The sequence below is a fragment of the Pseudorhizobium sp. NPDC055634 genome (assembly GCF_053618655.1).
The window spans coordinates 138,536-159,376 of sequence record NZ_JBSHHW010000008.1; the positions used below are offsets into that span (position 1 = coordinate 138,536).

General features: G+C 64.2%; 17 protein-coding genes and 1 tRNA gene. 7 read left to right on the forward strand and 11 right to left on the reverse strand.

Annotated elements, in window-relative coordinates; genetic code table 11:
• Window positions 1–20: 20 nt before the first annotated feature.
• Window positions 21–152, reverse strand: coding sequence for a hypothetical protein (locus tag ACWGPT_RS14660; protein ID WP_452606350.1), 132 nt, complete (start codon window positions 150–152; stop codon window positions 21–23).
• 64 nt (window positions 153–216) lie between these two features.
• Window positions 217–1,644, reverse strand: a complete 1,428-nt coding sequence (locus tag ACWGPT_RS14665) for a phosphomannomutase (RefSeq protein WP_452606351.1) — start codon at window positions 1,642–1,644, stop codon at window positions 217–219.
• Window positions 1,645–1,831: 187 nt separating this feature from the next.
• Here ACWGPT_RS14665 and ACWGPT_RS14670 point away from each other — a divergent pair, with 187 nt between their 5' ends.
• From ACWGPT_RS14670 to ACWGPT_RS14680, 3 genes are all read left to right on the forward strand, one after another.
• The gene (locus ACWGPT_RS14670; protein WP_452606352.1) at window positions 1,832–3,079 is read left to right on the forward strand and encodes an NAD(P)/FAD-dependent oxidoreductase; all 1,248 of its coding nucleotides are present in this window, start codon (window positions 1,832–1,834) and stop codon (window positions 3,077–3,079) included.
• A gap of 173 nt (window positions 3,080–3,252) precedes the next feature.
• A complete protein-coding gene (locus tag ACWGPT_RS14675; protein WP_452606353.1) occupies window positions 3,253–4,611 on the forward strand; it encodes a glutamine synthetase family protein in 1,359 nt (452 codons plus the stop codon).
• 1 nt (window position 4,612) lies between these two features.
• Window positions 4,613–5,911 carry an NAD(P)/FAD-dependent oxidoreductase gene (locus tag ACWGPT_RS14680; RefSeq protein WP_452606354.1) on the forward strand — a complete coding sequence of 433 codons (1,299 nt, stop codon included), beginning with the start codon at window positions 4,613–4,615 and terminating at the stop codon, window positions 5,909–5,911.
• A gap of 16 nt (window positions 5,912–5,927) precedes the next feature.
• Here the strand turns inward: ACWGPT_RS14680 and ACWGPT_RS14685 are convergent, their stop codons facing one another.
• From ACWGPT_RS14685 to rirA, 4 genes are all read right to left on the reverse strand, one after another.
• Complete coding sequence (locus ACWGPT_RS14685) at window positions 5,928–6,581, reverse strand: TetR family transcriptional regulator (protein WP_452606355.1); 654 nt, start codon at window positions 6,579–6,581, stop codon at window positions 5,928–5,930.
• 168 nt (window positions 6,582–6,749) lie between these two features.
• The gene (locus tag ACWGPT_RS14690; RefSeq protein WP_452606356.1) at window positions 6,750–7,274 is read right to left on the reverse strand and encodes a gluconokinase; all 525 of its coding nucleotides are present in this window, start codon (window positions 7,272–7,274) and stop codon (window positions 6,750–6,752) included.
• A 94-nt stretch (window positions 7,275–7,368) separates the two neighbouring features.
• Window positions 7,369–8,397 carry an AbrB family transcriptional regulator gene (locus ACWGPT_RS14695; RefSeq protein WP_452606357.1) on the reverse strand — a complete coding sequence of 343 codons (1,029 nt, stop codon included), beginning with the start codon at window positions 8,395–8,397 and terminating at the stop codon, window positions 7,369–7,371.
• A 109-nt stretch (window positions 8,398–8,506) separates the two neighbouring features.
• Window positions 8,507–8,980 (reverse strand): iron-responsive transcriptional regulator RirA, encoded by a 474-nt coding sequence (gene rirA / locus ACWGPT_RS14700; protein ID WP_452606358.1) that lies wholly within the window; start codon window positions 8,978–8,980, stop codon window positions 8,507–8,509.
• Window positions 8,981–9,153: 173 nt separating this feature from the next.
• Here rirA and ACWGPT_RS14705 point away from each other — a divergent pair, with 173 nt between their 5' ends.
• Window positions 9,154–10,197 (forward strand): Fe(3+) ABC transporter substrate-binding protein, encoded by a 1,044-nt coding sequence (locus ACWGPT_RS14705; RefSeq protein ID WP_452606359.1) that lies wholly within the window; start codon window positions 9,154–9,156, stop codon window positions 10,195–10,197.
• Between the two features lie 281 nt (window positions 10,198–10,478).
• On the opposite strand, the gene ACWGPT_RS14710 is transcribed toward ACWGPT_RS14705, so the two are convergent.
• The gene (locus ACWGPT_RS14710) at window positions 10,479–11,975 is read right to left on the reverse strand and encodes a CoA-acylating methylmalonate-semialdehyde dehydrogenase (protein WP_452606360.1); all 1,497 of its coding nucleotides are present in this window, start codon (window positions 11,973–11,975) and stop codon (window positions 10,479–10,481) included.
• Between the two features lie 105 nt (window positions 11,976–12,080).
• Here ACWGPT_RS14710 and ACWGPT_RS14715 point away from each other — a divergent pair, with 105 nt between their 5' ends.
• Window positions 12,081–12,962: a LysR family transcriptional regulator gene (locus tag ACWGPT_RS14715; protein WP_452606361.1), complete on the forward strand. Its 882-nt coding sequence runs from the start codon at window positions 12,081–12,083 to the stop codon at window positions 12,960–12,962.
• Between the two features lie 7 nt (window positions 12,963–12,969).
• Here ACWGPT_RS14715 and ACWGPT_RS14720 read toward each other — a convergent pair whose 3' ends face one another.
• The 4 genes from ACWGPT_RS14720 to ACWGPT_RS14735 form a co-directional block, all read right to left on the reverse strand.
• The gene (locus ACWGPT_RS14720) at window positions 12,970–14,109 is read right to left on the reverse strand and encodes a GNAT family N-acetyltransferase (RefSeq protein WP_452606362.1); all 1,140 of its coding nucleotides are present in this window, start codon (window positions 14,107–14,109) and stop codon (window positions 12,970–12,972) included.
• A 122-nt stretch (window positions 14,110–14,231) separates the two neighbouring features.
• Window positions 14,232–14,471 (reverse strand): helix-turn-helix domain-containing protein, encoded by a 240-nt coding sequence (locus ACWGPT_RS14725; protein WP_452606363.1) that lies wholly within the window; start codon window positions 14,469–14,471, stop codon window positions 14,232–14,234.
• Window positions 14,472–14,652: 181 nt separating this feature from the next.
• Window positions 14,653–14,729, reverse strand: a tRNA-His gene (locus ACWGPT_RS14730).
• 127 nt (window positions 14,730–14,856) lie between these two features.
• Complete coding sequence (locus tag ACWGPT_RS14735; RefSeq protein ID WP_452606364.1) at window positions 14,857–15,303, reverse strand: phasin; 447 nt, start codon at window positions 15,301–15,303, stop codon at window positions 14,857–14,859.
• A gap of 218 nt (window positions 15,304–15,521) precedes the next feature.
• Between ACWGPT_RS14735 and ACWGPT_RS14740 the strand changes: the two genes are divergently transcribed.
• Both ACWGPT_RS14740 and ACWGPT_RS14745 read left to right on the forward strand, forming a co-directional pair.
• On the forward strand, window positions 15,522–19,100 hold the full coding sequence (locus ACWGPT_RS14740; protein WP_452606365.1) for an ATP-binding protein: 3,579 nt from the start codon (window positions 15,522–15,524) through the stop codon (window positions 19,098–19,100).
• Window positions 19,101–19,160: 60 nt separating this feature from the next.
• Complete coding sequence (locus ACWGPT_RS14745) at window positions 19,161–20,810, forward strand: ABC transporter permease (protein WP_452606421.1); 1,650 nt, start codon at window positions 19,161–19,163, stop codon at window positions 20,808–20,810.
• The last annotated feature ends 31 nt before the right edge of the window (window positions 20,811–20,841 follow it).

The window sequence follows — 20,841 nt, forward strand, 5'->3', positions numbered from 1 at the left end:
CGCTCGACAATCACCTTCGATCACTGGTTGATGGCATGGGGAGGGGCGGCGCCCGGCTCATCCGAAACCGTGGACTGGAACGGCCGGAAGCCGAAGACCACGATCACCAGCAGGATGACGACGATCCCGATGACAAGATAGCGAAGGTTCATGGCACCTCTCCTGGAACAGCCGGCCAACAAACCGCCCCAGCAAAGGTTCCCGGGCTTCGCCTCGCTAGGACGCGACGGGGGCGTGCTCGCCCGCCCACTGCCGGATGCGGTCCAGCCCGGCGCGAAGGAGGTCATCGGCCGCCGATGCGGTTTCTGCCTCGACATAGCATCGCATCTCCGGAGCATTTCCAGAGGGCCGGAAGTGGATGGTCCTTCCGCCGGCAAGCGCGACCCTGAGGCCGTCTATGTCGGAGAAGCCCTCGACCTTGCCGACCGGTGCAAGGAAGGCGTCGAGGTTCTCTCGGCCCGAACGCAGATAGGCCATGAGCGCGGCGCTCGTCTCGGTCGGGAAGTTCTCCAGCCGGTCGGCGGCAGCAACCGGAAGCGCGAATGTCGCGGCGATCGCCGACATGGGTTTCTGCCGCTCGCCGCGAAGCGCCAGCACCGCCAGGATCGGCAGGAAGCAGTCGCGCGTCGGCAAGGGACGAAGAACTTTCCCGTTTACATGAAAGTCAGAGCCGGTCAGCACGCCGCCATTCGCCTCGAAACCCATGACGCCGTCCTTGCCGGCTGCCAGGGCCTCCTGCATGCCGGCGATGACATAGGGCGATCCGACCCGGGTCCGCGTGACTTCGAAGGAACCCGCATTCTCGATGCCCGAATTCGAGGTCACCGGGGTGACCACCACGCGCGCGCCCAGGAAATTGGCCACGATGAGACCGAGCAGATCGCCCCGGAGCGGATTGCCTGACTCGTCCGCAACGAGCGGGCGATCGCCATCGCCATCGGCGGAGACGATTGCATCGAGCCGGAACTCGCTGCTCCACGCCTGCAGGGCTTCGACGGTCGCGGCCGAAACCGCTTCGGTATCCACGGGAATGAAGGTGTCGGAGCGCCCGAGGGGCAGGACTTCGGCGCCGTAGAAGCGCAGCACGTCGACGAGCAGGTCCCTCGCCACCGTACTGTGCTGGTAGACCCCGACCCGCAGCCCGGTCAGCGCGCCCTGCGGCAGGAGGGCGACGTTCCGGTCCCGGAAGAATGCAAGGCATTCCGCGGAACGATCGGCAGCGGCGCCGGATGCGTCCCCGAGGTCCGAACCGGCAGCTGCGAGCGCGCTGATCGCCTCCTCGTCCCGCTTGTCGATTTCGCCGTCCGGGCGATAGAACTTGATGCCGTTGCGGTCTGCGGGAATATGCGACCCGGTCACCATCAGCGAGGCGGCCCCGCGTTCGAGGCCGTAGAGCGCCAGGGCCGGCGTCGGAAGCTCCCCGCAGTCGACGACGCGAAAGCCGAGCTGCGACAGGGCTTGCGTGCAGTTCGAGGAAATCGCCGGACTGGACGGACGGAAGTCCCGGCCGATCAGGATCTCGGCGCCCGGCGCGGCTCGCCCACTCTCCAGGAGATACCGGCCGAAGGCCGCCGCATAGGTTGCCGACACCGGTCCTTCGAGATCGACCGAGAGACCCCGCAGGCCACTTGTTCCAAACTTCATGCTTCGGCTCCCGCTGCTCCTGCCTTCGTACCCGACTCTCTACCCGTCCTGCATTGACCCGACAAGCAGCCGGGCGAGCAGGAAAGGGGCGCGTCAAACATTCGCACCCGCGCGGCATTTTTCATTTGCGCCGCAGCAGCGTCCCCGGCATGTTCGGCCTACTGGTATCTGGAGTGAAAGTGCAGACATGGCAGCGGATGCAATCGTTTTGGGCGCAGGCATCATCGGGGTTTCGACAGCGCTTCAACTGGCACGTCGCGGTAAATCGGTCATCCTTGTCGATCGGCGAGGCCCCGGCGAAGAGACGTCCTACGGCAATGCCGGCCTCATCCAGCGAGAAGGCGTCGTCCCCTACGGTTTCCCGCAGCAGTTCGGCCTTCTCCTGCGCTATGCCCTGAACAACCGCATCGATGCCCATTACCACTGGCGGGCCATTCCCCGGGTCAGTTCCTTCCTTGCCCGGTACTGGTGGCATTCCAACCTCAGCCGGCACCAGATTATCGCGCGGGCCTACGCGCCGCTGATCGAGCATTCGATCTCCACCCATGACGAACTCATCGAGGAGGCCGGCGCACAGGACCTCATCGCCAAGAATGGCTGGACGGAACTCTTCCGCACGCCTGCGAAGCGCGATGGCGAACTGAAGGAAGCGGCCCGGCTGCGGGAAGAATACGGCGTGACGTTCCGGGAACTGACGCGCGACGACATCAGCGCCGAGGAACCCGGCATCAGCGACGACTTCGTCGGCGGCCTGAAATGGGAAGATCCGTGGTCCGTCCGCGATCCCTATGCATTGACGATGGCCTATGTCCGCCTTTTCGAGAAGCTCGGCGGGCGCGTGCTGAAGGGTGACGCGCGCAGCCTGTCGCAGACGGCGACCGGCTGGCGGGTTGTGGCCGGTGACGGCACCATGGAAGCCAAGGATGTCGTCGTCGCACTCGGCCCCTGGTCGGACACGGTCACCAAGCCGCTCGGCTACCGCTTCCTCGTCGGCGTCAAGCGCGGCTACCACATGCACTACGGCACGAAGGACGGCGTCAAGCTGAACGGCTGGACCATGGATGCCGAGCGGGGATACTTCCTCGCTCCGATGAACCAGGGTATCCGCCTCACGACCGGAGCGGAGTTTGCGTTGCGCGATGCGCGCAAGACCCCAGTCCAGCTGGCGCGGGCGGAAGCCGTCGCGCGCACGATCTTCCCGCTCGGCGAGCGGCTGGACGCGGAACCCTGGATGGGTGCGCGTCCCTGCACGCCGGACATGATGCCGGTCATCGGACAGGCGCCGCGTCACAAGGGTCTCTGGTTCGCCTTTGGTCACGCCCATCACGGCCTTACCCTCGGCCCGGTCACCGGCCAGGTCATCGCGGAAGCCATCGCGGGCGAAAAGACGCTCATCGACATCTCCGCCTACCGGCCCGAGCGCTTCGGAGCCTGACCGCTGGCCATGCTGTCAAGGTAAGGCTACACTTGTCTCAACAGGGGATGCGGCCTTCCGCCGCGACATCTACAATGGCTCGATATCTCATCTACAATGCCGGAACGGTCGATCCCTAGCGGGCCACAGCGCCCGGCGTCGCGGCGCCTATGGAAACGACTTTTTGGTGTTACATGGATGATATAAGTTCAGCGCAGGCCTTCCTGGACAACAATACCGACATCGAAGTTCTCGAGGCGTTCGTCATCGACGTGAATGGCGTGCCGCGCGGCAAGTGGATCCCGCGCGAGCGTGCGCTCGACATCCTGTCGAAGGGGATGACCATGCCCCGCTCCGTCTACGCGCTCGACGTGTGGGGACGGGACGTGAACGCGGCCGGCCTTGCGGAGGGAACCGGCGATCCGGACGGGCTGTGCCTTCCCGTTCCCGGCACACTTTCGCGCGTGACATGGCTGAACAGGCCGACGGCCCAGGTTCTTCTCGGCATGCAGGAGCCGAACGGCCAGGGGTTCTACGGCGACCCGCGGCAGATTCTCGCCAACGTGCTCCAGGGGTTCACCAAACTGGGGCTCACCCCGGTCGTGGCAACGGAACTCGAATTCTACCTGATCGATCCGGTGCGGTCGGCCCTCGACCCCGTCCGTCCTCCCAACTCCCGCGACGGGCGCTGGCATACGGGCCAGACGCAGGTGCTGTCGATCTCCGAGCTGCAGGACTTCGAGGCCGTCTTCCACGAGATCGCCAGCGCGGCGCGGGCCCAGGGAATTCCGGCGGACACGACGCTTCGCGAGAACGGTCCTGGCCAGTACGAGATCAACCTCAACCACGTGCCCGATGCGCTGAAGGCCGCCGATTACGCGGTGCTGCTGAAGCGGATCGTCAAGGGCGTGGCGCGGGCGAACGATCTCGACGCCACCTTCATGGCAAAGCCCTACGGACGCCAGGCCGGCAGCGGAATGCATGTGCATTTCTCGCTGATCGACGAAACCGGGGCAAACGTCTACGCGGGGGAAGACGGTCCCTCGGAGCGCCTGTTCCATTCCGTCGGCGGGCTTTTGGAAAACATGAACGACAGCATGGCGGTCTTCGCGCCGCATGCAAATTCCTATCGGCGTCTGCGGCCGAGCGAACACGCGCCCACCTATGCCTCCTGGGGTTTCGACAACCGTTCGGCGGCGGTGCGCGTGATCACCGCGAGCAAGCCTGCCACGCGCATCGAGCACAGGGTGGCGGGCTCGGACACCAACCCCTATCTCGTGCTGGCGATGATCCTCAGCGCCGCGCTTGCCGGCATCCGCGAAAAACGCAATCCTGGCGGAGCGATTACCGGCGACGATCATGCCGTCAGCCATGAGCCGCTGCCGACGAACTGGGACTATGCCGTGCAGCAGTTCGCCAAGTCGACATTCGCCTACGCCACGCTCGGCCCCCGGTACCGGGCGCTCTACGCCGCCTGCAAGCAGCAGGAAATCCAGGAATTTTCCCTTCGGGTGACCGATGTGGAATACGACGCGTATATCCGGACGGTATGAGATGAGCTTCAAGACCAGCGACAATCCCCGACATACGAATTCCTGGTACGCGGCCTCGGCCAACGACAAGCGCGTGCGCCCTGCGCTTCACGGTGACATCGAGACGGATGTCTGCATCATCGGCGCGGGCTTCACGGGAATTTCAGCCGCAATCGAACTTTCCGAGCGGGGCTACCAGGTGGTCGTGCTGGAGGCTGAACGGATCGGCTACGGGGCCTCGGGCCGCAACGGCGGGCAGATCGTCAACGGTTACAGCCGCGACCTCCAGACGATCGCGTCACGTTACGGCGAGGAGAAGGCGGTCGCGCTCGGCGCCATGTCGCTGGAGGGAGGCGAGATCATCCGCCAGCGGGTGGCGACCTACAATATCGACTGCGACCTCGTTTCCGGAGGCTTCTTTGCGGCGTTCACGGACAAGCAGATCCGGGAAATGGAGGCGCACAAGCGGCACTGGGAGAAGCATGGCCACGGCGGCCTTGAAATGGTCTCCCGGCAGGAGGTTGGCCACTATGTCAGGACCGACCGCTATGCGGGCGGCATGATCGATCGCCTGGGCGGACATATCCATCCCCTCAACCTTGTGCTGGGCGAAGCCGCGGCCGCCGAACGGCTCGGCACGCAGATCTTCGAAGGCTCCCGTGCAATCGCGCTGGAGGACGGGGAACGCCCGGTCGTGCGGACCGCAGAAGGGTCCGTCACGTCGGCCTATGTGCTGGTCTGCGGCAATGCCTACCTGCACCCTCTCCTGCCGCAAATCCACGGGCGCATGATGCCCGTGTCGAGCCAGGTCATGGCGACCGAGCCGCTGGGCAAGGACCTGGCGGAAGCCCTCCTACCGGCAAACTACTGCGTCGAGGATGCCAACTACATCCTCGATTACTACCGCCGGACCTCGGACAACCGACTGCTCTACGGTGGCGGCATCGGATACGGGGGGCATGACCCGAAGGACCTGACGGGCGTGATCAGGCCCAACATGCTGAAGACATTCCCGCAGTTGAAGGATGCCCGAATCGACTATGCCTGGAGCGGGAATTTCGCGTTGACGCTCACGCGCATCCCGCATGTGGGACGGCTGTCCGACAAAGTCTATTTCTCGCATGGCGACAGCGGCCACGGGGTAACCACAACCCACCTCCTGGGCAAGATTCTCGGCGAGGCGGTGGCCGGCCACGCGGAGCGCTTCGATGTCTGGGCTTCGCTTCCCAACCTTCCCTTCCCGGGCGGCAAGACCTTCAGGGTGCCGCTTACGGTCCTCGGTGCCTGGTGGTACGGACTGCGGGACAGGCTCGGGCTTTGACGCCCCTCCGCCGTCGCTAGGCGGTCGGCTCCGCCCCGGCGAGGAACCGCCGCATCTGGACGGCGGACGCGGACTTGAAGTCGCGGATGACGAAGACCGCCTCGTCCTCGTCGGCCAGCAGGGCCAGACGGACGGCGGCTTCGGCCAGATGGAACATCAGGAAGACCATACGGGCGAACTCTTCCCGCCGCTCCGGGGAAACGAACCGCGACGTCGCATCGGAGAAGATCCGGGCGTGGTGCCGGGATTCCTTCAAATCCAGGACCGCAAGCTCCTTGTCGGCCTGCACCGCATTCAGAATGTCCTGCAGGGCCGGCGTCCGCCTGATGCTCTGGTAGTAGTGGTCGAAGATGTATTCGATCGCCACGAAGAGGTCGTCGACGGTTTCGACCTTGGCCACGCCATCGCGGATGACGGTCTCGACCCCGTCCACGTAACCCTTGTACAGCGTCGTGACGATGGCGCTCTTGTTGGGGAAGTACTGGTAGATCGACGCGATCGGACCGCCCGCCAGGGATGCGATCTCTTTCATCGTGACCGCATCAATCCCCTTGCTGCCGATCAGGTCCATGGAGACCTTGAGGATATCGTCGATCCTTTCGCGGCTGCGTTCCTGCTTCGGTATGCGCCTCAGCAGGCCTTGCGTGACGCAATCCAACGTATCCGACATTATCGCGTCTCCCATGCCTGCCGTGAACCGGGCCGCCGGCACCTCTTCCGCCAGCCTGACGAGATCCACGATATCTGTTTTTACGGAAGACAAAGTGATCCAGATCATCCAGCAGCCGCTGAATCGATCACGATCTGACAATGCGGGGACGTTATCCGCGCGAACCGGTCAGACGCCGAGCTTCCTCAGGCCGGTTTCCGCCGCGGCGACGATGTCGTCTAGCGTCGCGTCTATGTCTACGGTGACGACACCCTCCTCGCCTTCCGGCGTCTCCAGCGTGGCCAGTTGGGTGTGAAGCAGGGACAGCGGCATGAAGTGGCCCGTGCGCTCGCCCATCCGGACCTCCAGCAGTTCCGGCGTTCCCTTGAGGAAGACGAACTTCAGCTTTCCGCCGGCGGCCTGGCGAAGCCGGTCGCGATAGACCCTCTTCAGCGCGGAACAGGAAAGGACGAGACTCCTGCCCTGCGAGACGGCACCGGCCAGTTCCTGCCCGACGAGATCGAGCCACGGCCACCGGTCCTCGTCGGTGAGCGGAACGCCCTTGGCCATCTTCTCGACGTTGGAGGCCGGATGAAGCCTGTCTCCCTCCGCGAAGTCGCATCCGAGTGCCTGGGCCAGCCGCTCGCCCACGGAGGACTTGCCGGCGCCACTGACGCCCATGACGATAATTGCGGAAGCTGTGTTGCGGGTCATTTGACTACTCGTTCGTAAAGCGGGATTGGATGATCAGGTACCCGACCTTCTGCCCAAAGCTCAAGTCGCAAGACGCATCCTGCACAGGTTGGCCTCAGGTCTTGGCCAGATCACGACGCAAGGCATAGGGCATCAGTCCGGAAAGGAGGAAGAGACGCAGGATATGATGCGCCCCCACATAGGTCGGCTGGGCATTGAGCATGACCGCCATCGCGGCCATGGTTTCAAGTCCGCCCGGCGCGAAGGCAATCAGCGCGGCATCGACCGGGACATCCGCAACATGCGAGACGAAGGCCGCGATGGCGGCGGCCAGCACCACCACGACGACGGTCACCACGGCGCCGGCGAGGAAGGCAGTCTGCAAGGCCCTGATGGAGACGCCGGAAAAACGGGAGCCGATCAGCGCGCCGAGGAGAACATAGGTCGGGATCATGAGCCAGTCAGGCAGGTTCCCTTCCAGCAGGCCACCGAGATGGGTGGCGCTCGACGCGATCATGCCGCCCATGAGAAGGGCCGCCGGCACCCGCCACCGCGTGAAAAGCCATCCGAGCGCCAGGGCCGCGGCGAACAGGCTCGCGAGCGCCCAGGCATCCATGGTCGCGGCGGGCGGCGGGGCTGTCCCGACGAGGTCGAGAACGTCGACGATCAGCGGGACGGTCAAGGTCAGGGCAAGGACGCGGACACTCTGGATCACGCCCACCGCCAGGAGGTCGCTGCGGGTGTCGGCCGCGAGGCTGAGCACGAAGCTCAGATGTCCGGGAGAGGCCGCAAGCAGCGCCGTCGTGCGGTCATAGCCGAAGAACCTCTGCAGCACCCAGGTGCCCGAATAGAGGAGGATGACGACGGCAACGGGGACAAGGAGAAAGCTCAGCGGCCATGTCCTAGCGGCGACCAGTACCTCGGGCGTCAGCCCGGTTCCCATCGAAAGGCCGACCGCGACGAAGCAGGCATTTTTCACAAGCGTCGGGATGGAAAGCCGCATGCCCGAAAGACCGGCAATGCTGACCGCGGACGCGGGGCCGAACAGGAATGGAGCGGGCAGGCCGAGCAGATATGCGATACCCGCACCCGCCGATGCGAGGACTGCGGTGAGGATGAAGATGCGAAGATCGGCGAGGGACATTCAACCGCCTTGTCGAGACGGAAGCTCCGCCGGCCAGCCTATCCCTCGTATTGCACGAAAGCCGCAGGTCAACCCGGCAGCACCTGCCGGGGGAAGACAGTAAGGGCCGTCAGGCGGCGGGCACGGCCGCCAAGCGGGGCGTGCGGGGCTCGTCGATGCCGAGAAGGAAGTTGATCTGCGGCCGGGCCTTGACCAGATCGTCGATCGTGTAGTCCGACAGCACATCGAAGAATGCGTTCAGCGCCTTGCGCAGGGCCGAGTTCAGGCCGCAACTGTTCACCAGCGGACACTCGGCAACGGAATCCTCGAAGCATTCCGCCATCGCGAAATTGTCTTCGGTTACCTTCACCACGTCGAACAGGGTGATCTTGTCGGCCGGGCGCCCCAGTCGGACGCCGCCGTTGCGGCCGCGAACAGTCTCCACCAGACCCGCCCTGGTCAGCGGCTGAAGGATCTTGAAAAGGAAGAGTTCGGAAACGCCGTATGCCTTCGCGATCTCGGGGATCCTGCTCAGTTGCCCATCATTGGCCGCGCAGTACATGAGCATGCGTACCGCATAGTTCGTCTGCTTCGTCAACCGCATTGCATTCTCCCGAGTCTTGTCAGACCTACATATAATGACTTGGCTAGTTTTGAACAATTCCAAAATAAGAAATTTTTGATCAAGTTTAGCGCCCCTCCCCCGCGTGGGCTATTGACCCCCGACGTAATTCATGACTTCTCAAATCAAGATTCATAACCAGGTGGAGGAAAAGCATGACCAGACTATTATCCATGATCGCCCCAGCCGTGCTGGCGGGCGTCTCGCTTCTCCCCGTCAGCGCGCTGGCGGACGGCGAAGTCAACATCTACTCCTACCGGCAGCCCGACCTCATCAAGCCGCTGCTCGAGGAATTCACCAAGAGGACAGGCGTGGAGACGAACGTCCTCTTCCTCGACAAGGGGCTGGTGGAGCGCATCCAGGCGGAAGGCGCAAATTCGCCGGCCGACGTCATCCTCACCGTCGACATCTCCCGTGTGATGGAAGCCAAGGACGGCGGTGTCACCCAGCCGGTGACGGACAACGAGACGATCAACAAGGACATTCCCGCTCATTTCCGGGATCCCGCCGGTGACTGGTTCGGGCTTACGACCCGCGGCCGCGTCGTCTACGCCTCCAAGGATCGCGTCCCCCAGAACGAGATCACCTACGAGGAACTCGCCGATCCGAAGTGGAAGGGCAAGATCTGCATTCGCGACGCCCAGCACTCCTACAATATCGGACTGATCGCCTCGATGATCGCCGCCCATGGCGAGGAATATACCGAGCAGTGGCTGACCGGCCTGAAGAACAATCTCGCCCGCAAGCCGAACGGCGGCGATCGTGACCAGGCAAAGGCGATCTTCGCCGGCGAATGCGACATCGCGCTCGGCAATACCTACTATGTCGGCCTGATGCAGACGAACGAGAAGGAGCCGGAGCAGAAGGACTGGGCCGGCGCCATCAAGATTCTGTTCCCGAACACCGGCGACCGCGGCACGCACGTCAACATTTCGGCCATGGCGCTCGCCAAGAACGCCCCGAACCGGGACAATGCGATCAAGCTGATGGAATTCCTCGCGTCCGGCGATGCGCAGAAGATCTATGCGGAGCAGGTCTTCGAATATCCGGTCATGCCGGGCGCCGAGCCGTCGGACGTCGTGAAGGCCTTCGGCGAGATCAAGCCCGACACGCTGCCGCTTGCCGACATTGCCGCAAACCGCAAGAAGGCGTCCGAGCTGGTCGACAAGGTCGGCGTCAACGAAGGCCCGAACGACTGACAGACCTGACGGGGAGGCCGCAGAAACGGCCTCCCCTAACCTCCCGCAACTGTGAGTTCAGATGAAGGCCGCCGCTGTCCAGGCGCATGCTCCGGCAAGAGCCAGAACGATAACGGCACCCACGGCCACCCTGCTCCAGTAGGCGCGTCTGGCGCGCCTCTCATCCCATTCGTAAACCATCGTCCCGCTCCTAGACGAGGCGAATTAGGGCGAAGGGATGCAACGTCAACAGATGCTAAAAAAGAAGACGCTGCATTTCGGCGGCGCCTTCCTTTACGGCTTCACTTCATCGTCGGCATGACGAATTCGGCCCCGTCCTTGATACCGGAAGGCCAGCGGCTGGTGACGGTCTTGGTGCGGGTCCAGAACCTGATCGAGTCCGTGCCGTGCTGGTTGAGGTCGCCGAAGGAGGACGATTTCCAGCCTCCGAAGGAATGGTAGGCGAGCGGCACCGGGATCGGCACGTTGATGCCGACCATGCCGATGTTGATGCGGCTGGCGAAGTCCCGGGCGGCATCTCCGTCGCGCGTATAGATAGCGACGCCGTTTCCGTATTCGTGCCGCATCGGCAGATCGAGCGCTTCCTCGTAATTCCTGGCGCGCACGACCGAGAGAACGGGACCAAAGATCTCCGTCTTGTAGATATCCATGTCGGGCGTGACGTGATCGAAGAGGCAGCCGCCGACGAAATAGCCGTCCTCGTAGCCCTGCAGCCTGAAGTCGCGCCCGTCGACGACGAGCTTGGCACCCTCTTCGACGCCGCGATCGATCAGCCCCCGGATGCGGGCCTGGGCCTCCTTGGTCACAACGGGCCCCATGTCGGCCTTCTCGTCAGTATAGGGGCCGATGCGGAGGCTCTCGACCATCGGCGTCAGCTTGTCGATCAACCGGTTCGCGGTTTCTTCTCCGACCGGGACAGCCACGGAAATCGCCATGCAGCGCTCCCCGGCCGAGCCGTATCCGGCGCCCATCAGGGCATTTGCGGCCTGATCGAGATCGGCATCGGGCATGATGATCATGTGGTTTTTCGCGCCGCCGAAGCACTGGGCGCGCTTGCCGTTCATGGCGGCCGTGCCGTAGACGTAGCGGGCGATGGGAGTGGAGCCGACGAAGGAAACGGCGCTGATCTCCGGATGCGCGAGAATGGCATCAACGGCGCCCTTGTCGCCGTTGACGACGTTGAGCAGGCCTTTCGGCAGGCCGGCCTCGATCATCAGTTCGGCAAGGCGCATCGGCACGGAGGGATCGCGTTCCGACGGCTTGAGGATAAAGGCGTTTCCGCAGGCGATGGCCGGCGCGAACATCCACATCGGGATCATCGCCGGGAAGTTGAACGGAGTGATGCCGGCACCGATGCCGACCGGCTGGCGCATCGAATACATGTCGATGTTGGGGCCCGCGCCCTCGGTAAACTCGCTCTTCGACAGATGCGGAATACCGATGACGAACTCGCAGACTTCAAGGCCCCGGACGATGTCGCCCTTGGAATCCTCGATGGTCTTGCCGTGTTCGCGGGAGAGCATCTCGGCCAGGTCGTCCATGTTCTCGTTGAGAAGCTGCACGAACTTCATGAAAACGCGGGCGCGACGCTGGGGATTGGTCGCCGCCCAGGCAGGCTGTGCGGCCTTTGCCGCTTCCACCGCGGCGTTCAGCTCGGCATCGCCCGCCAGGGAGACCGTACCCTGGACCTCTCCCGTGGCCGGATTGAAGATGTTGGCGGTTCGCCCGCTCTTGCCGGCGACGCGCTCGCCGCCGATGAAATGCCCGATCTCGTACACTGAATAACCCTCCGATGATGCGATAGCCCAGAGTCGCAAACAAATTTGCACAGCACAACGCGATAGTTTACGCATCCATTGTGCAAATTAGTACATAGGCGATGTATGAACTGGGATGATGTCCGACTTTTCCTGGCGGTCGCGCGAAGCGGTCAGCTCCTCGCCGCCTCGCGACGTCTCGGGATCAACCACGCCACGCTCGGCCGGCGAATGACGGCGCTCGAGCGTGCGCTCGGCACGCGCCTCCTGGTGCGACGGACGAACGGTTGCGAGCTGACGGCGGAGGGAACGGTCTACCTTGCCGCGGCCGAGCGGATGGAGGCCCAGATGCTCGCGGCGCAGGCTGAGACCGGGCGGATCGATACCAGTGTCAGCGGTACGGTCAGACTCGGCGCGCCCGACGGGTTTGGCGTCTCCTTCCTCGCGCCCAGGCTGGGAAGGCTCATGCGGCAGCACCCGCAGTTGAAGGTGCAGCTCGTACCCGTTCCACGTTCCTTTTCCCTATCGCAGCGGGAGGCGGACGTTGCCATCACCATAGAGCGGCCGCAGGAGGGCCGGCTCGTCTCGTCCAGGCTGACCGACTACACGCTGGGCCTCTATGCCTCGCAGGGCCACATCAAGACCCATGGCATGCCGGGTTCGGTCGACGACCTTCGCCGTCATCCGCGCATAGGATATGTCGAGGATCTCATCTTCTCGCCCTCGCTCAACTTCACGGGCGAAATCATGCGCGACTGGGATGCGACCCTGGAGGTCTCGAGCGCCATCGGCCAGACGGAGGCCGTGCGCTCCGGCGCGGGGATCGGCATCCTCCACGACTACATCGCCCGCCAGTATCCGGAACTCGTGCGCATTCTTCCCGACAAGGCAATCCGGCGCGCCTACTGGACGACCTATCACGAAAGCAGCCGTGACCTGGCGCGGATAAGGACGCTGGTCCGCTACCTCAACGACATCGTTCAGGAGGAGCGCCACATCTTCCTGTGACGAGAACTCAACGCCCCCGGATTTTTCTCAGGACGACCCATTTCAAGGGGCGGAGCCTCTGATAGGCCTGCGTGCGCCGAACAGCCTCCGTCAACTTCATGCGTGCCATATGAAGGCGGCCCCGCGGCGTCAGCGCCTCCCGGCGCTCGACGAGGGGGATGGTCGTCCGGCAGCTTTCCAGCTTCCATGGCTCGTCGCCGATCCCGAGATCCATCCACTCGTATCCGTTGCGGTGCAGCCATTCGAGGGCCTTGTAGAAGAGAATGCTGCCGGGCGAGTGCCTGGTCCATTCGTCGCCTTCGAAGGACAGCATGATCGCGTAGTAGCGCTTCTCGCTGGTTAGGCCCCAGATGGTTGCCACGATCGTGTTGTCGCCGGAGGTGAGATAGAAGAGCTTGAGCATGCCCTGCTGGTGGAAGCGGGCGGTTCCCTTGTCGAAGAAGTCGAACTTGTCGCGATCGACGTCGAAGCCCGGCACCATGGTCTCCTCGAAGCGTCGCTGCTTCTGCCGCAGCATCACCTCCGTCACCCGCCTGACCTCTTCTGCCGTTTCGGCGACATGGAAGCCGAGGGGGGAGATCCGCTCGAGACCTCTGATCTTGCGCAGGAGCGTGGTGCGCCTGGGGACCTCGCGGTCGACTTCCGCCCACGGGCGCCTCAGGTCCGTCGCATGACAGGAGAGTTCTCCGGCGCCGCTTCCCAGGAGGAAGAGCGGATTGTCCACGCCCTCCACGTCACCCGGCATCTTGGTGAGTTCGACGACATCGACGGGCGGCAGCTTCGCGACAATCTGTTGCCAGAGTTGGTTAGCACTCTCGCGGGTCCAGGCGTGGCCGGACGAGAAAAGCACCGGGGCGTTATAGTCCGCCGCCTCGTGGTCGATGAACTGGAGCAGCCGCGCGCCGCCGGCAACGATGATGCGAAGCGGGACGAGAAGCAGAGGACGGCCGGCGCGATCCCTCACCTCGACGAAATGGAAGCTCTGCCGGCCGGTGCGTCCGAAGCTCTCCAGCCACACCCCAAGGAAGGTACGCGTCTGGAAGGCGTGCAGAAACGCATCTCCCCGTTGTCCGGGCACGCCGGAGGGCCAGTCGGGCGAAAGCTCGCCCGGGCTGCCCCGCACCTCGATCAGAAAGGTATTCTCCACGCTCGCGTCCCGTCAGGTCCTGCATCTTCGAGATGCCGCAGGGATGACAGCTTCCCATCAAGATTGCGTTTACGGACCGCGATATTCGTCTCTCGGCTCAAGCCAGCCGGAATTCACCCGGCTCAGAGGAGAGTCGCGGGCGGAAGGCCCAGTGCGGAGGCGATGCGCTGCACCAGGGCGGGGTCGGTTGCCTCGCCGCTTTCGACGGCCGCCAGTTCGTTGACGGTCAGCCCGGTCGCGACGGCCAGCTGTTCGAGGGTATAGTTTCGTTCCTTGCGGGCTTCCGCGAGGATGTTGGAAACACGATCTGCAGAAACACCGGTCTTCTCTGCAGAGTCGAAATTGCTCACGGAAATAGACATGGGAGCAGTCCTTCTACGATTGTTTCGCGCCGCAGGCGGAATATGACGGAGGGAATGGCTGCAAACATAGTGTGCGCTGCAACCAAAACTAGGTTCTCGGACCGAAAGATGCAAGCCGAACGCCTTGCTTCTCGTCACCCGACGCCAGAAAGAACATGTTTTCTGAAATATGATCGGGAGATGGTACGGTTGGCTGGAGTTGAACCAGCGACCTCAGGTGCCACAAACCTGCGCTCTAACCAACTGAGCTACAACCGCATATCCAAGCCGCCGCAGCGGCTTTTCCGGTCAAATACGAGCATCGGATATTTTTTGCAAGCCCCAATCCGAAAAGAAGGGCCGGGCATTTCGAACCCGGCCCTTCCCGCTTTCGAGATTATGAAATTCAGGCGGCCTTGAAGGTGGACATGGCCTTTTCGGCGGCTTCCTTGCCCGGCTGGCTCACGGCTTCGGCAAGCTTGCGCGTCGCGTCCTGGATGCCGCGGGCCTGGTCGACGGTGAGTTCGGCCTGCTTGCGGATAAAGGTCGTCTGCAGTTCCACGAACTCGGCCACGGACTTCACGCCGAGAAGGGCCTCCATGTGGGAGAGCGAGAGATCCGCATTGGTGCGCAATGCGTCGATCGCCTTGAGACCGACCTCGACCGAACCCGCCTGGGCGGACTGCATGGTGGTTTCCACGGTCTTGGTGGCCTCTTCGGTCGCGGCCTTCACCTTGGCGAAGGCTTCGCGCGACTGGGCTGCGCCCTTCTCGGCGAATTCACGGAAGCTGTCCGTCAGCTTGGCCGGGTCGAAGGCGCTGAAGGAGAAGATATCATCTGTACGGTATGCCATCCTCGTATTCCTTTACTTGTATCTTCGGAAGGTAACCGAAGCTTCATATGTCATATATAGTGAGTTTCATTGTGCATTGCAACAAAATTGTGCAGCGCAACATTCGACGTTAACCTTTCGAGGCATTAGGCATGGGCCCTTGTGGACCCAAATCGGCGTTGGGGCTATTAACACTATCTTAAGAACCCTATCTGCGCTCGTGACGTCGGGGCCTCTCCATGCCTGCCACACAGTACCCCTTCATCGACATCGCGGTTCATGAACGTGTGCGCGACCACTATGCGGACGGCGACGCCATCGTGCTGTTCTCCGCAGACATGTCCGCAGTCCTCTGGTCCAACGGCCGCGGGGCCCGTCTGTTCGGCTACGATTCCGTCTATGACTTCCTCGACCAGGGCCCTCATCGGCACGACCTCCTCTTTCGCCAGGTCGAAAGCGCCGGCGTCCGGGCCGGTCGTTCCGGTGCTCCGGAACCGCTGACAATCCGGGTTTCGGCCGGATTTCGCGCCGTGGCGGTTTCGGCGCGCTGCATGCCGATCGAGCTTGCGGGCGAGGCAGCGGTGCTGTTCACCGCGCCGGTCGGCGGCATATCGGGCTATGGCGGCGGTGCAGGCGCCGGCCTGATCGAGGGCCTGGACGATCCCGACATTCACGTGGCCGTGCTCGGCCCCGACGGGATCGTGACCGCGGCATCGAAGCAGTTCCCGACGCTCGGGCTGACGCCGCATACCGCGCAGATGCTGGTGACCATTGCGAACAACGAGCCGAGCCGTCGCGTGAAGCGGCCCGTTCCGACGTCGAGGGGCTACCTTCCCGCGGCCATGGGCCGGCTCTGCGACGACCCCGCGCTTTACCTGCTGCTGGTCGTGGAGACCGCGGCCGCCGGCATGGACCTGGCACCCGAGGCGGGACGAAGCGATCCGCTTGCGGCCGTGGAACTCAAGTCACAGGATTCAGACAGTTTCGACGCCGCCATCGACGCGGTCGCCCATATCCGGGAGCCCGCCGACCCGGAGGAAGTGGTGGCCTTCGACCTCGTACCGGTTGCGGTCGAGGAGGAAGAGGTCGTCGCGGACGAGGCCGCTGCCATTCCGGCTTCGGCCGGTGCAGGGCATGAAACGAAGGTAAGCGAGGCTCCCGACGATGCGCAGGCCACGGCCATGCCCGAGGCGCCTGCCCGAGTTGTCCCCGAGCCTGCGCCCCCACCGTCGCATGACGACTTCGTCTTCCGCGGCGACGGGCGTGCGACCCGGTTCGTCTGGAAGATCGATGCGGAGGGCCGTTTCCAGGAAATCTCGGAGGAATTCGCCCGCGCCGTCGGCCCGCGCTCGGCGAGCATTGGCGGCGAGACCTTCGCCTCCGTCTCCGCAAGGTTCGGCCTCGATCCGGAAAACAAGCTGCAGGACCTCCTGCGCCGCCGCGATACATGGTCCGGCAAGACCATCTGGTGGCCCGTCGAGGGAACCTCGCTTCGGGTTCCGATCGATCTTGCCGCGCTGCCGACCTACACCCGCGACCGCGTCTTCGACGGCTTCCGCGGCTTTGGCATCATCCGGGTCAGCGATGCGGTCGAGGATCCCGATGCGCTTGGAATGGCGCTCGTGCCCGGCGGTCGCGAGACCGACGCTGAGACGCCAGAGGAATTGGAGGACGCCGCTCCACCCGTTTCCGGGGTTGCCGAGCACCCGACGATCGAGGCTCCTGCGGAAGAGGATGACACCGCGGTCGAGGTCGCGACGGCCGACGAGGACGGTTCCGACAATGAGCTGTTCGAAGATGCGTCCGTCCCGGCGGAAGAGATGGATGCTGCCCCCCTCCCCGAATTGCCGGAGGACGAGAAGCCCGTCCTTCGCGTCGTGGAGAACCTGGCGCCAGCGAACACCGACAAGGTTGTGCAACTGCCGGACCGGCGTATCCGGAGGGAAGGCCTTTCGCCCGTCGAGCAGGCCGCATTCCGCGAGATCGCCCGTCAGCTCGACGGCTTCATTGGCCGCCAGGGACCGGTGGAGGCCGAGGCCGGCGGACAGGATGGGGCGGAAAGCAGTTCCGAGGAATTCCAGGAGCCCACCAGAACCGAGGCACATCCGCCGGAAGAGCGGGCGCCGCCGATCGATGAACAGGGCCTACCCGACGACGGCACCGCAGCGGACGCCGCCACGCCTGAGGCCGTTCAGGAGACCCCAGTCGCTGCCGAGGAACCATCGGAACCGGGGCATCGCGATCCGGAGGCGGACCAGGGGGATGCCGAGGACGGCGACGACACGCGTTACCTTCCAGCGGCGCGGGAACGCATGGGACTTACCGGTGAAATCCTCGACCAGATGCCCGTCGCGCTGCTGGTCCATGTCGGGGACAGGCTGATCCACGCCAATCCCGAATTCCTGCGCCTGACGGGCTACCCGTCGATCGAGGCCCTTGCGGACGTGGGTGGCCTGGACGCGTTGCTGCAGCGGCAGGACCTGGAAAGCGCCGACGAGCAGGCAAGCGGCCTCGTGCTCGTCCGGGCAGACGACCGCATCGTTCCGGTCACCGCCCGCCTTCAGTCGGTCCGCTTCGAAGACGCAACCGCGCTCATGCTCGCCATGATCCCGACGGCAGCCGAGCCGGCGACCGAAAGGGATCGGCCGCTCGCCGACGTCATCCCGCTCGCAAGGCCGGTTCCCGAGCAGGCAGCCCGCTTGCAGGTCGAGGTCGAGGAACTGAGGGCGATCCTGGAGACAGCGACGGATGGCGTTGTCGTCATCGATGTCGACGGGACGATCCGCTCCATGAACCAGGCGGCGAGCGCGCTCTTCAACTACGACAACGACGAGACGGAGGGAAAACCCTTCGTCATGCTCTTCGCCCATGAAAGCCAGAAGGCGATCCTCGATTATCTCGGGATGCTGTCCGGGCATGGTGTCGGCAGCGTCCTCAACGATGGTCGCGAAGTCATCGGTCGCGAGGCGTCCGGCGGCTTCATTCCGCTCTTCATGACGATCGGCCGGCTGACCTCGTCCAACGGCTTCTGCGCCGTCATCCGGGACGTGACCCAGTGGAAGAGAACGGAAGAGGAGCTGCGAACGGCGAAGCGCGCCGCCGAGGCCGCCAATGCCCACAAGAGCGAGTTCCTCGCGCATGTCAGCCACGAAATCCGCACGCCCCTGAACGCCATCATCGGTTTTGCCGACATGATGGCAACGGAGCACTTCGGCCCGGTCGGGCACCCGCGCTACGTGGAATATGCCGGCGACATCGTCCGCTCGGGACGGCACGTTCTGGACATCGTCAACGACCTCCTCGACATCTCGAAGATCGAGGCGGGAGAGATGGAACTCGATTTCGTCGCCGTAGAGCTCAACGAGACCGTCTCGGAGTCCGTCTCGCTGCTGCAGCCGCAGGCGAACGGGCAGCGGGTCATAATTCGGACCGCCCTCTCCCACTCCGTTCCCCAGGTCGTCGCCGACCTTCGCTCGGTCAAGCAGATCGTCATCAACATCCTGTCGAACGCGATCCGCTTCACGCCGTCCGGGGGGCAGATCGTGGTCTCGACGGCCTATGAGTCGAACGGGAGCGTGGCGTTGCGTATCCGCGACACCGGCATCGGCATGACCCGAGAAGAACTAGAGCTTGCCATGAAGCCTTTCCGGCAGGTCGCGGGCGGCACGCGGAAGCGGGGCGACGGGACTGGGCTGGGGCTCCCCTTGACCAAGGCCATGGTCGATGCCAATCGCGCGACCTTCGCCATCAGCTCCACGCCGCGCGAAGGCACTCTCGTCGAGATCACCTTTTCCCCGCAGCGGGTGCTTGCGAAATAAGGCCCGGCCGGGCGGCAGTGTCTCGCTTCGAGAGGATCAAGCTTGCAGATAGACACGCATATGGCCGGTTGCCCGCCCCGACGTCCCCGCCGCGTCCTCTCCGGCCTGGCGGTCGTGACGGCAGCGGTCGTCGCCCTGCCGATCATTGCGGTGGTGTGGATCGCCTTCCAGGGAGGCGACGACACGTGGCGTCACGTCGTCTCGACTGTCATCCCGCGCGCAAGCCTGCGGACCCTGCAACTGCTGGCGCTGACGGGACTGGCGTGCGCGCTCTTCGGCACGCTGACGGCGTGGCTGGCGACGAGCTACGATTTCCCCATGCGCCGCGCGCTGTCGGTCATGCTGGTGCTGCCGCTTGCCATCCCATCCTATCTCGCCGCCTACGCCTTCGGCGAGTTCATGGATTTCACCGGCCCGCTGCAGTCGGCCTATCGCGCCGCCTTCGGGTTTCGAACCTCGCAGGACTACTGGTTCCCGGACATCCGTTCGATGGGCGGCGCCGTCCTTGTCCTGAGTTCGGTCCTCTACCCCTATGTCTACCTCGCCTGCAGGTCGATGTTCCTCATGCAGGGGCGTGCCGCCGCCGACGTCGCCCGCACGCTGGGCGCAGGGCCCGCCAGGGTGTTCTGGCGCATCCAGGTTCCGATGGCGCGGCCCGCCATCATGATCGGCCTGACGCTGGTCACGATGGAGACCCTGAACGACATCGGGGCCGTGCAGTTCCTGGGCATCAATACGCTGACCTTCTCCGTCTACGACACCTGGCTGAACCGGGGCAGCCTGAGCGGCGCCGCGCAGATCGCGACCGTGATGCTGGCAATCGTCGCCCTGCTGATCTGGCTTGAACAGGCGGTGCGCCGAAGCCAGCGTTTCTCGACGACCAGGACGACCGGCGCGGTGCATGACGTCGTCCGGACGCGGCTCTCGGGCCCGACAGCCGGCGGAGCGACCCTGTTCTGCCTGCTTCCGGTCCTGACCGGCTTCGCAATTCCGGTAATCGTCCTCGGCGGGTTCGCCGCCCGACGGCTCGACCAGTATCTGGACGCACGGCTGCTCGACGCACTCTGGCACAGCCTGCTGGTGTCGTCGCTGACGGCCGGGATCGCGGTCCTGCTGGGGCTTGTCCTTGCCTATTCCCTCAGGAGCGAACGGTCCCCCGGGGCCACCATCGCGGGACGCATCGCCTCGCTCGGCTATGGCGTTCCGGGCACCGTTCTCGCCATCGGCGTCCTCATCCCGATGGCGAACTTCGACAACGCGGTCGACGCGTTCCTCCGCTCCCATCTCGGGATATCCACCGGCCTTCTCCTGTCAGGAAGCGCCGCCGCCATCGTCTATGCGTGCACGGCCCGGTTCATGACCATGGCGGAGGGAACACTGGAGGCCGGGTTCCAGAAGCTCTCCCCGCACCTGGACATGGCCGCGCGGACCCTTGGACGCAACCGACAGCAGACGCTGGCGACGATCCTGCTCCCCAATCTCGGCCCGGCCCTGATGACGGCGGCGCTGATGGTGTTCATCGAGACGATGAAGGAGCTTTCGGCCACGATGCTGTTGCGGCCCTTCAACTTCAACACCCTCGCGACCCTCGTCTACGAGGATGCCTCACGCGCAAGGATCGAAGATGCCTCGGTTGCGGCAATGATCATCATCCTCGCCGGCCTGATCCCGGTCCTGATCGTCTCGCGGACGCTCGACAGACAGCGCTGACCCCGCAACAGAGAAGGCGTTCAGCCAGTGG

What these genes read in the sequence shown, in the direction of transcription:
- ACWGPT_RS14735 (WP_452606364.1), bottom strand. Translation starts at nt 15,303, where the DNA reads ATGGCATACCGTACAGATGATATCTTCTCCTTCAGCGCCTTCGACCCG.
- ACWGPT_RS14670 (WP_452606352.1), top strand. Translation starts at nt 1,832, where the DNA reads ATGGCAGCGGATGCAATCGTTTTGGGCGCAGGCATCATCGGGGTTTCG.
- ACWGPT_RS14715 (WP_452606361.1), top strand. Translation starts at nt 12,081, where the DNA reads ATGAACTGGGATGATGTCCGACTTTTCCTGGCGGTCGCGCGAAGCGGT.
- ACWGPT_RS14695 (WP_452606357.1), bottom strand. Translation starts at nt 8,397, where the DNA reads ATGTCCCTCGCCGATCTTCGCATCTTCATCCTCACCGCAGTCCTCGCA.
- rirA (WP_452606358.1), bottom strand. Translation starts at nt 8,980, where the DNA reads ATGCGGTTGACGAAGCAGACGAACTATGCGGTACGCATGCTCATGTAC.
- ACWGPT_RS14725 (WP_452606363.1), bottom strand. Translation starts at nt 14,471, where the DNA reads ATGTCTATTTCCGTGAGCAATTTCGACTCTGCAGAGAAGACCGGTGTT.
- ACWGPT_RS14680 (WP_452606354.1), top strand. Translation starts at nt 4,613, where the DNA reads ATGAGCTTCAAGACCAGCGACAATCCCCGACATACGAATTCCTGGTAC.
- ACWGPT_RS14685 (WP_452606355.1), bottom strand. Translation starts at nt 6,581, where the DNA reads ATGTCGGATACGTTGGATTGCGTCACGCAAGGCCTGCTGAGGCGCATA.
- ACWGPT_RS14705 (WP_452606359.1), top strand. Translation starts at nt 9,154, where the DNA reads ATGACCAGACTATTATCCATGATCGCCCCAGCCGTGCTGGCGGGCGTC.
- ACWGPT_RS14745 (WP_452606421.1), top strand. Translation starts at nt 19,161, where the DNA reads ATGGCCGGTTGCCCGCCCCGACGTCCCCGCCGCGTCCTCTCCGGCCTG.
- ACWGPT_RS14675 (WP_452606353.1), top strand. Translation starts at nt 3,253, where the DNA reads ATGGATGATATAAGTTCAGCGCAGGCCTTCCTGGACAACAATACCGAC.
- ACWGPT_RS14660 (WP_452606350.1), bottom strand. Translation starts at nt 152, where the DNA reads ATGAACCTTCGCTATCTTGTCATCGGGATCGTCGTCATCCTGCTGGTG.
- ACWGPT_RS14665 (WP_452606351.1), bottom strand. Translation starts at nt 1,644, where the DNA reads ATGAAGTTTGGAACAAGTGGCCTGCGGGGTCTCTCGGTCGATCTCGAA.
- ACWGPT_RS14740 (WP_452606365.1), top strand. Translation starts at nt 15,522, where the DNA reads ATGCCTGCCACACAGTACCCCTTCATCGACATCGCGGTTCATGAACGT.
- ACWGPT_RS14690 (WP_452606356.1), bottom strand. Translation starts at nt 7,274, where the DNA reads ATGACCCGCAACACAGCTTCCGCAATTATCGTCATGGGCGTCAGTGGC.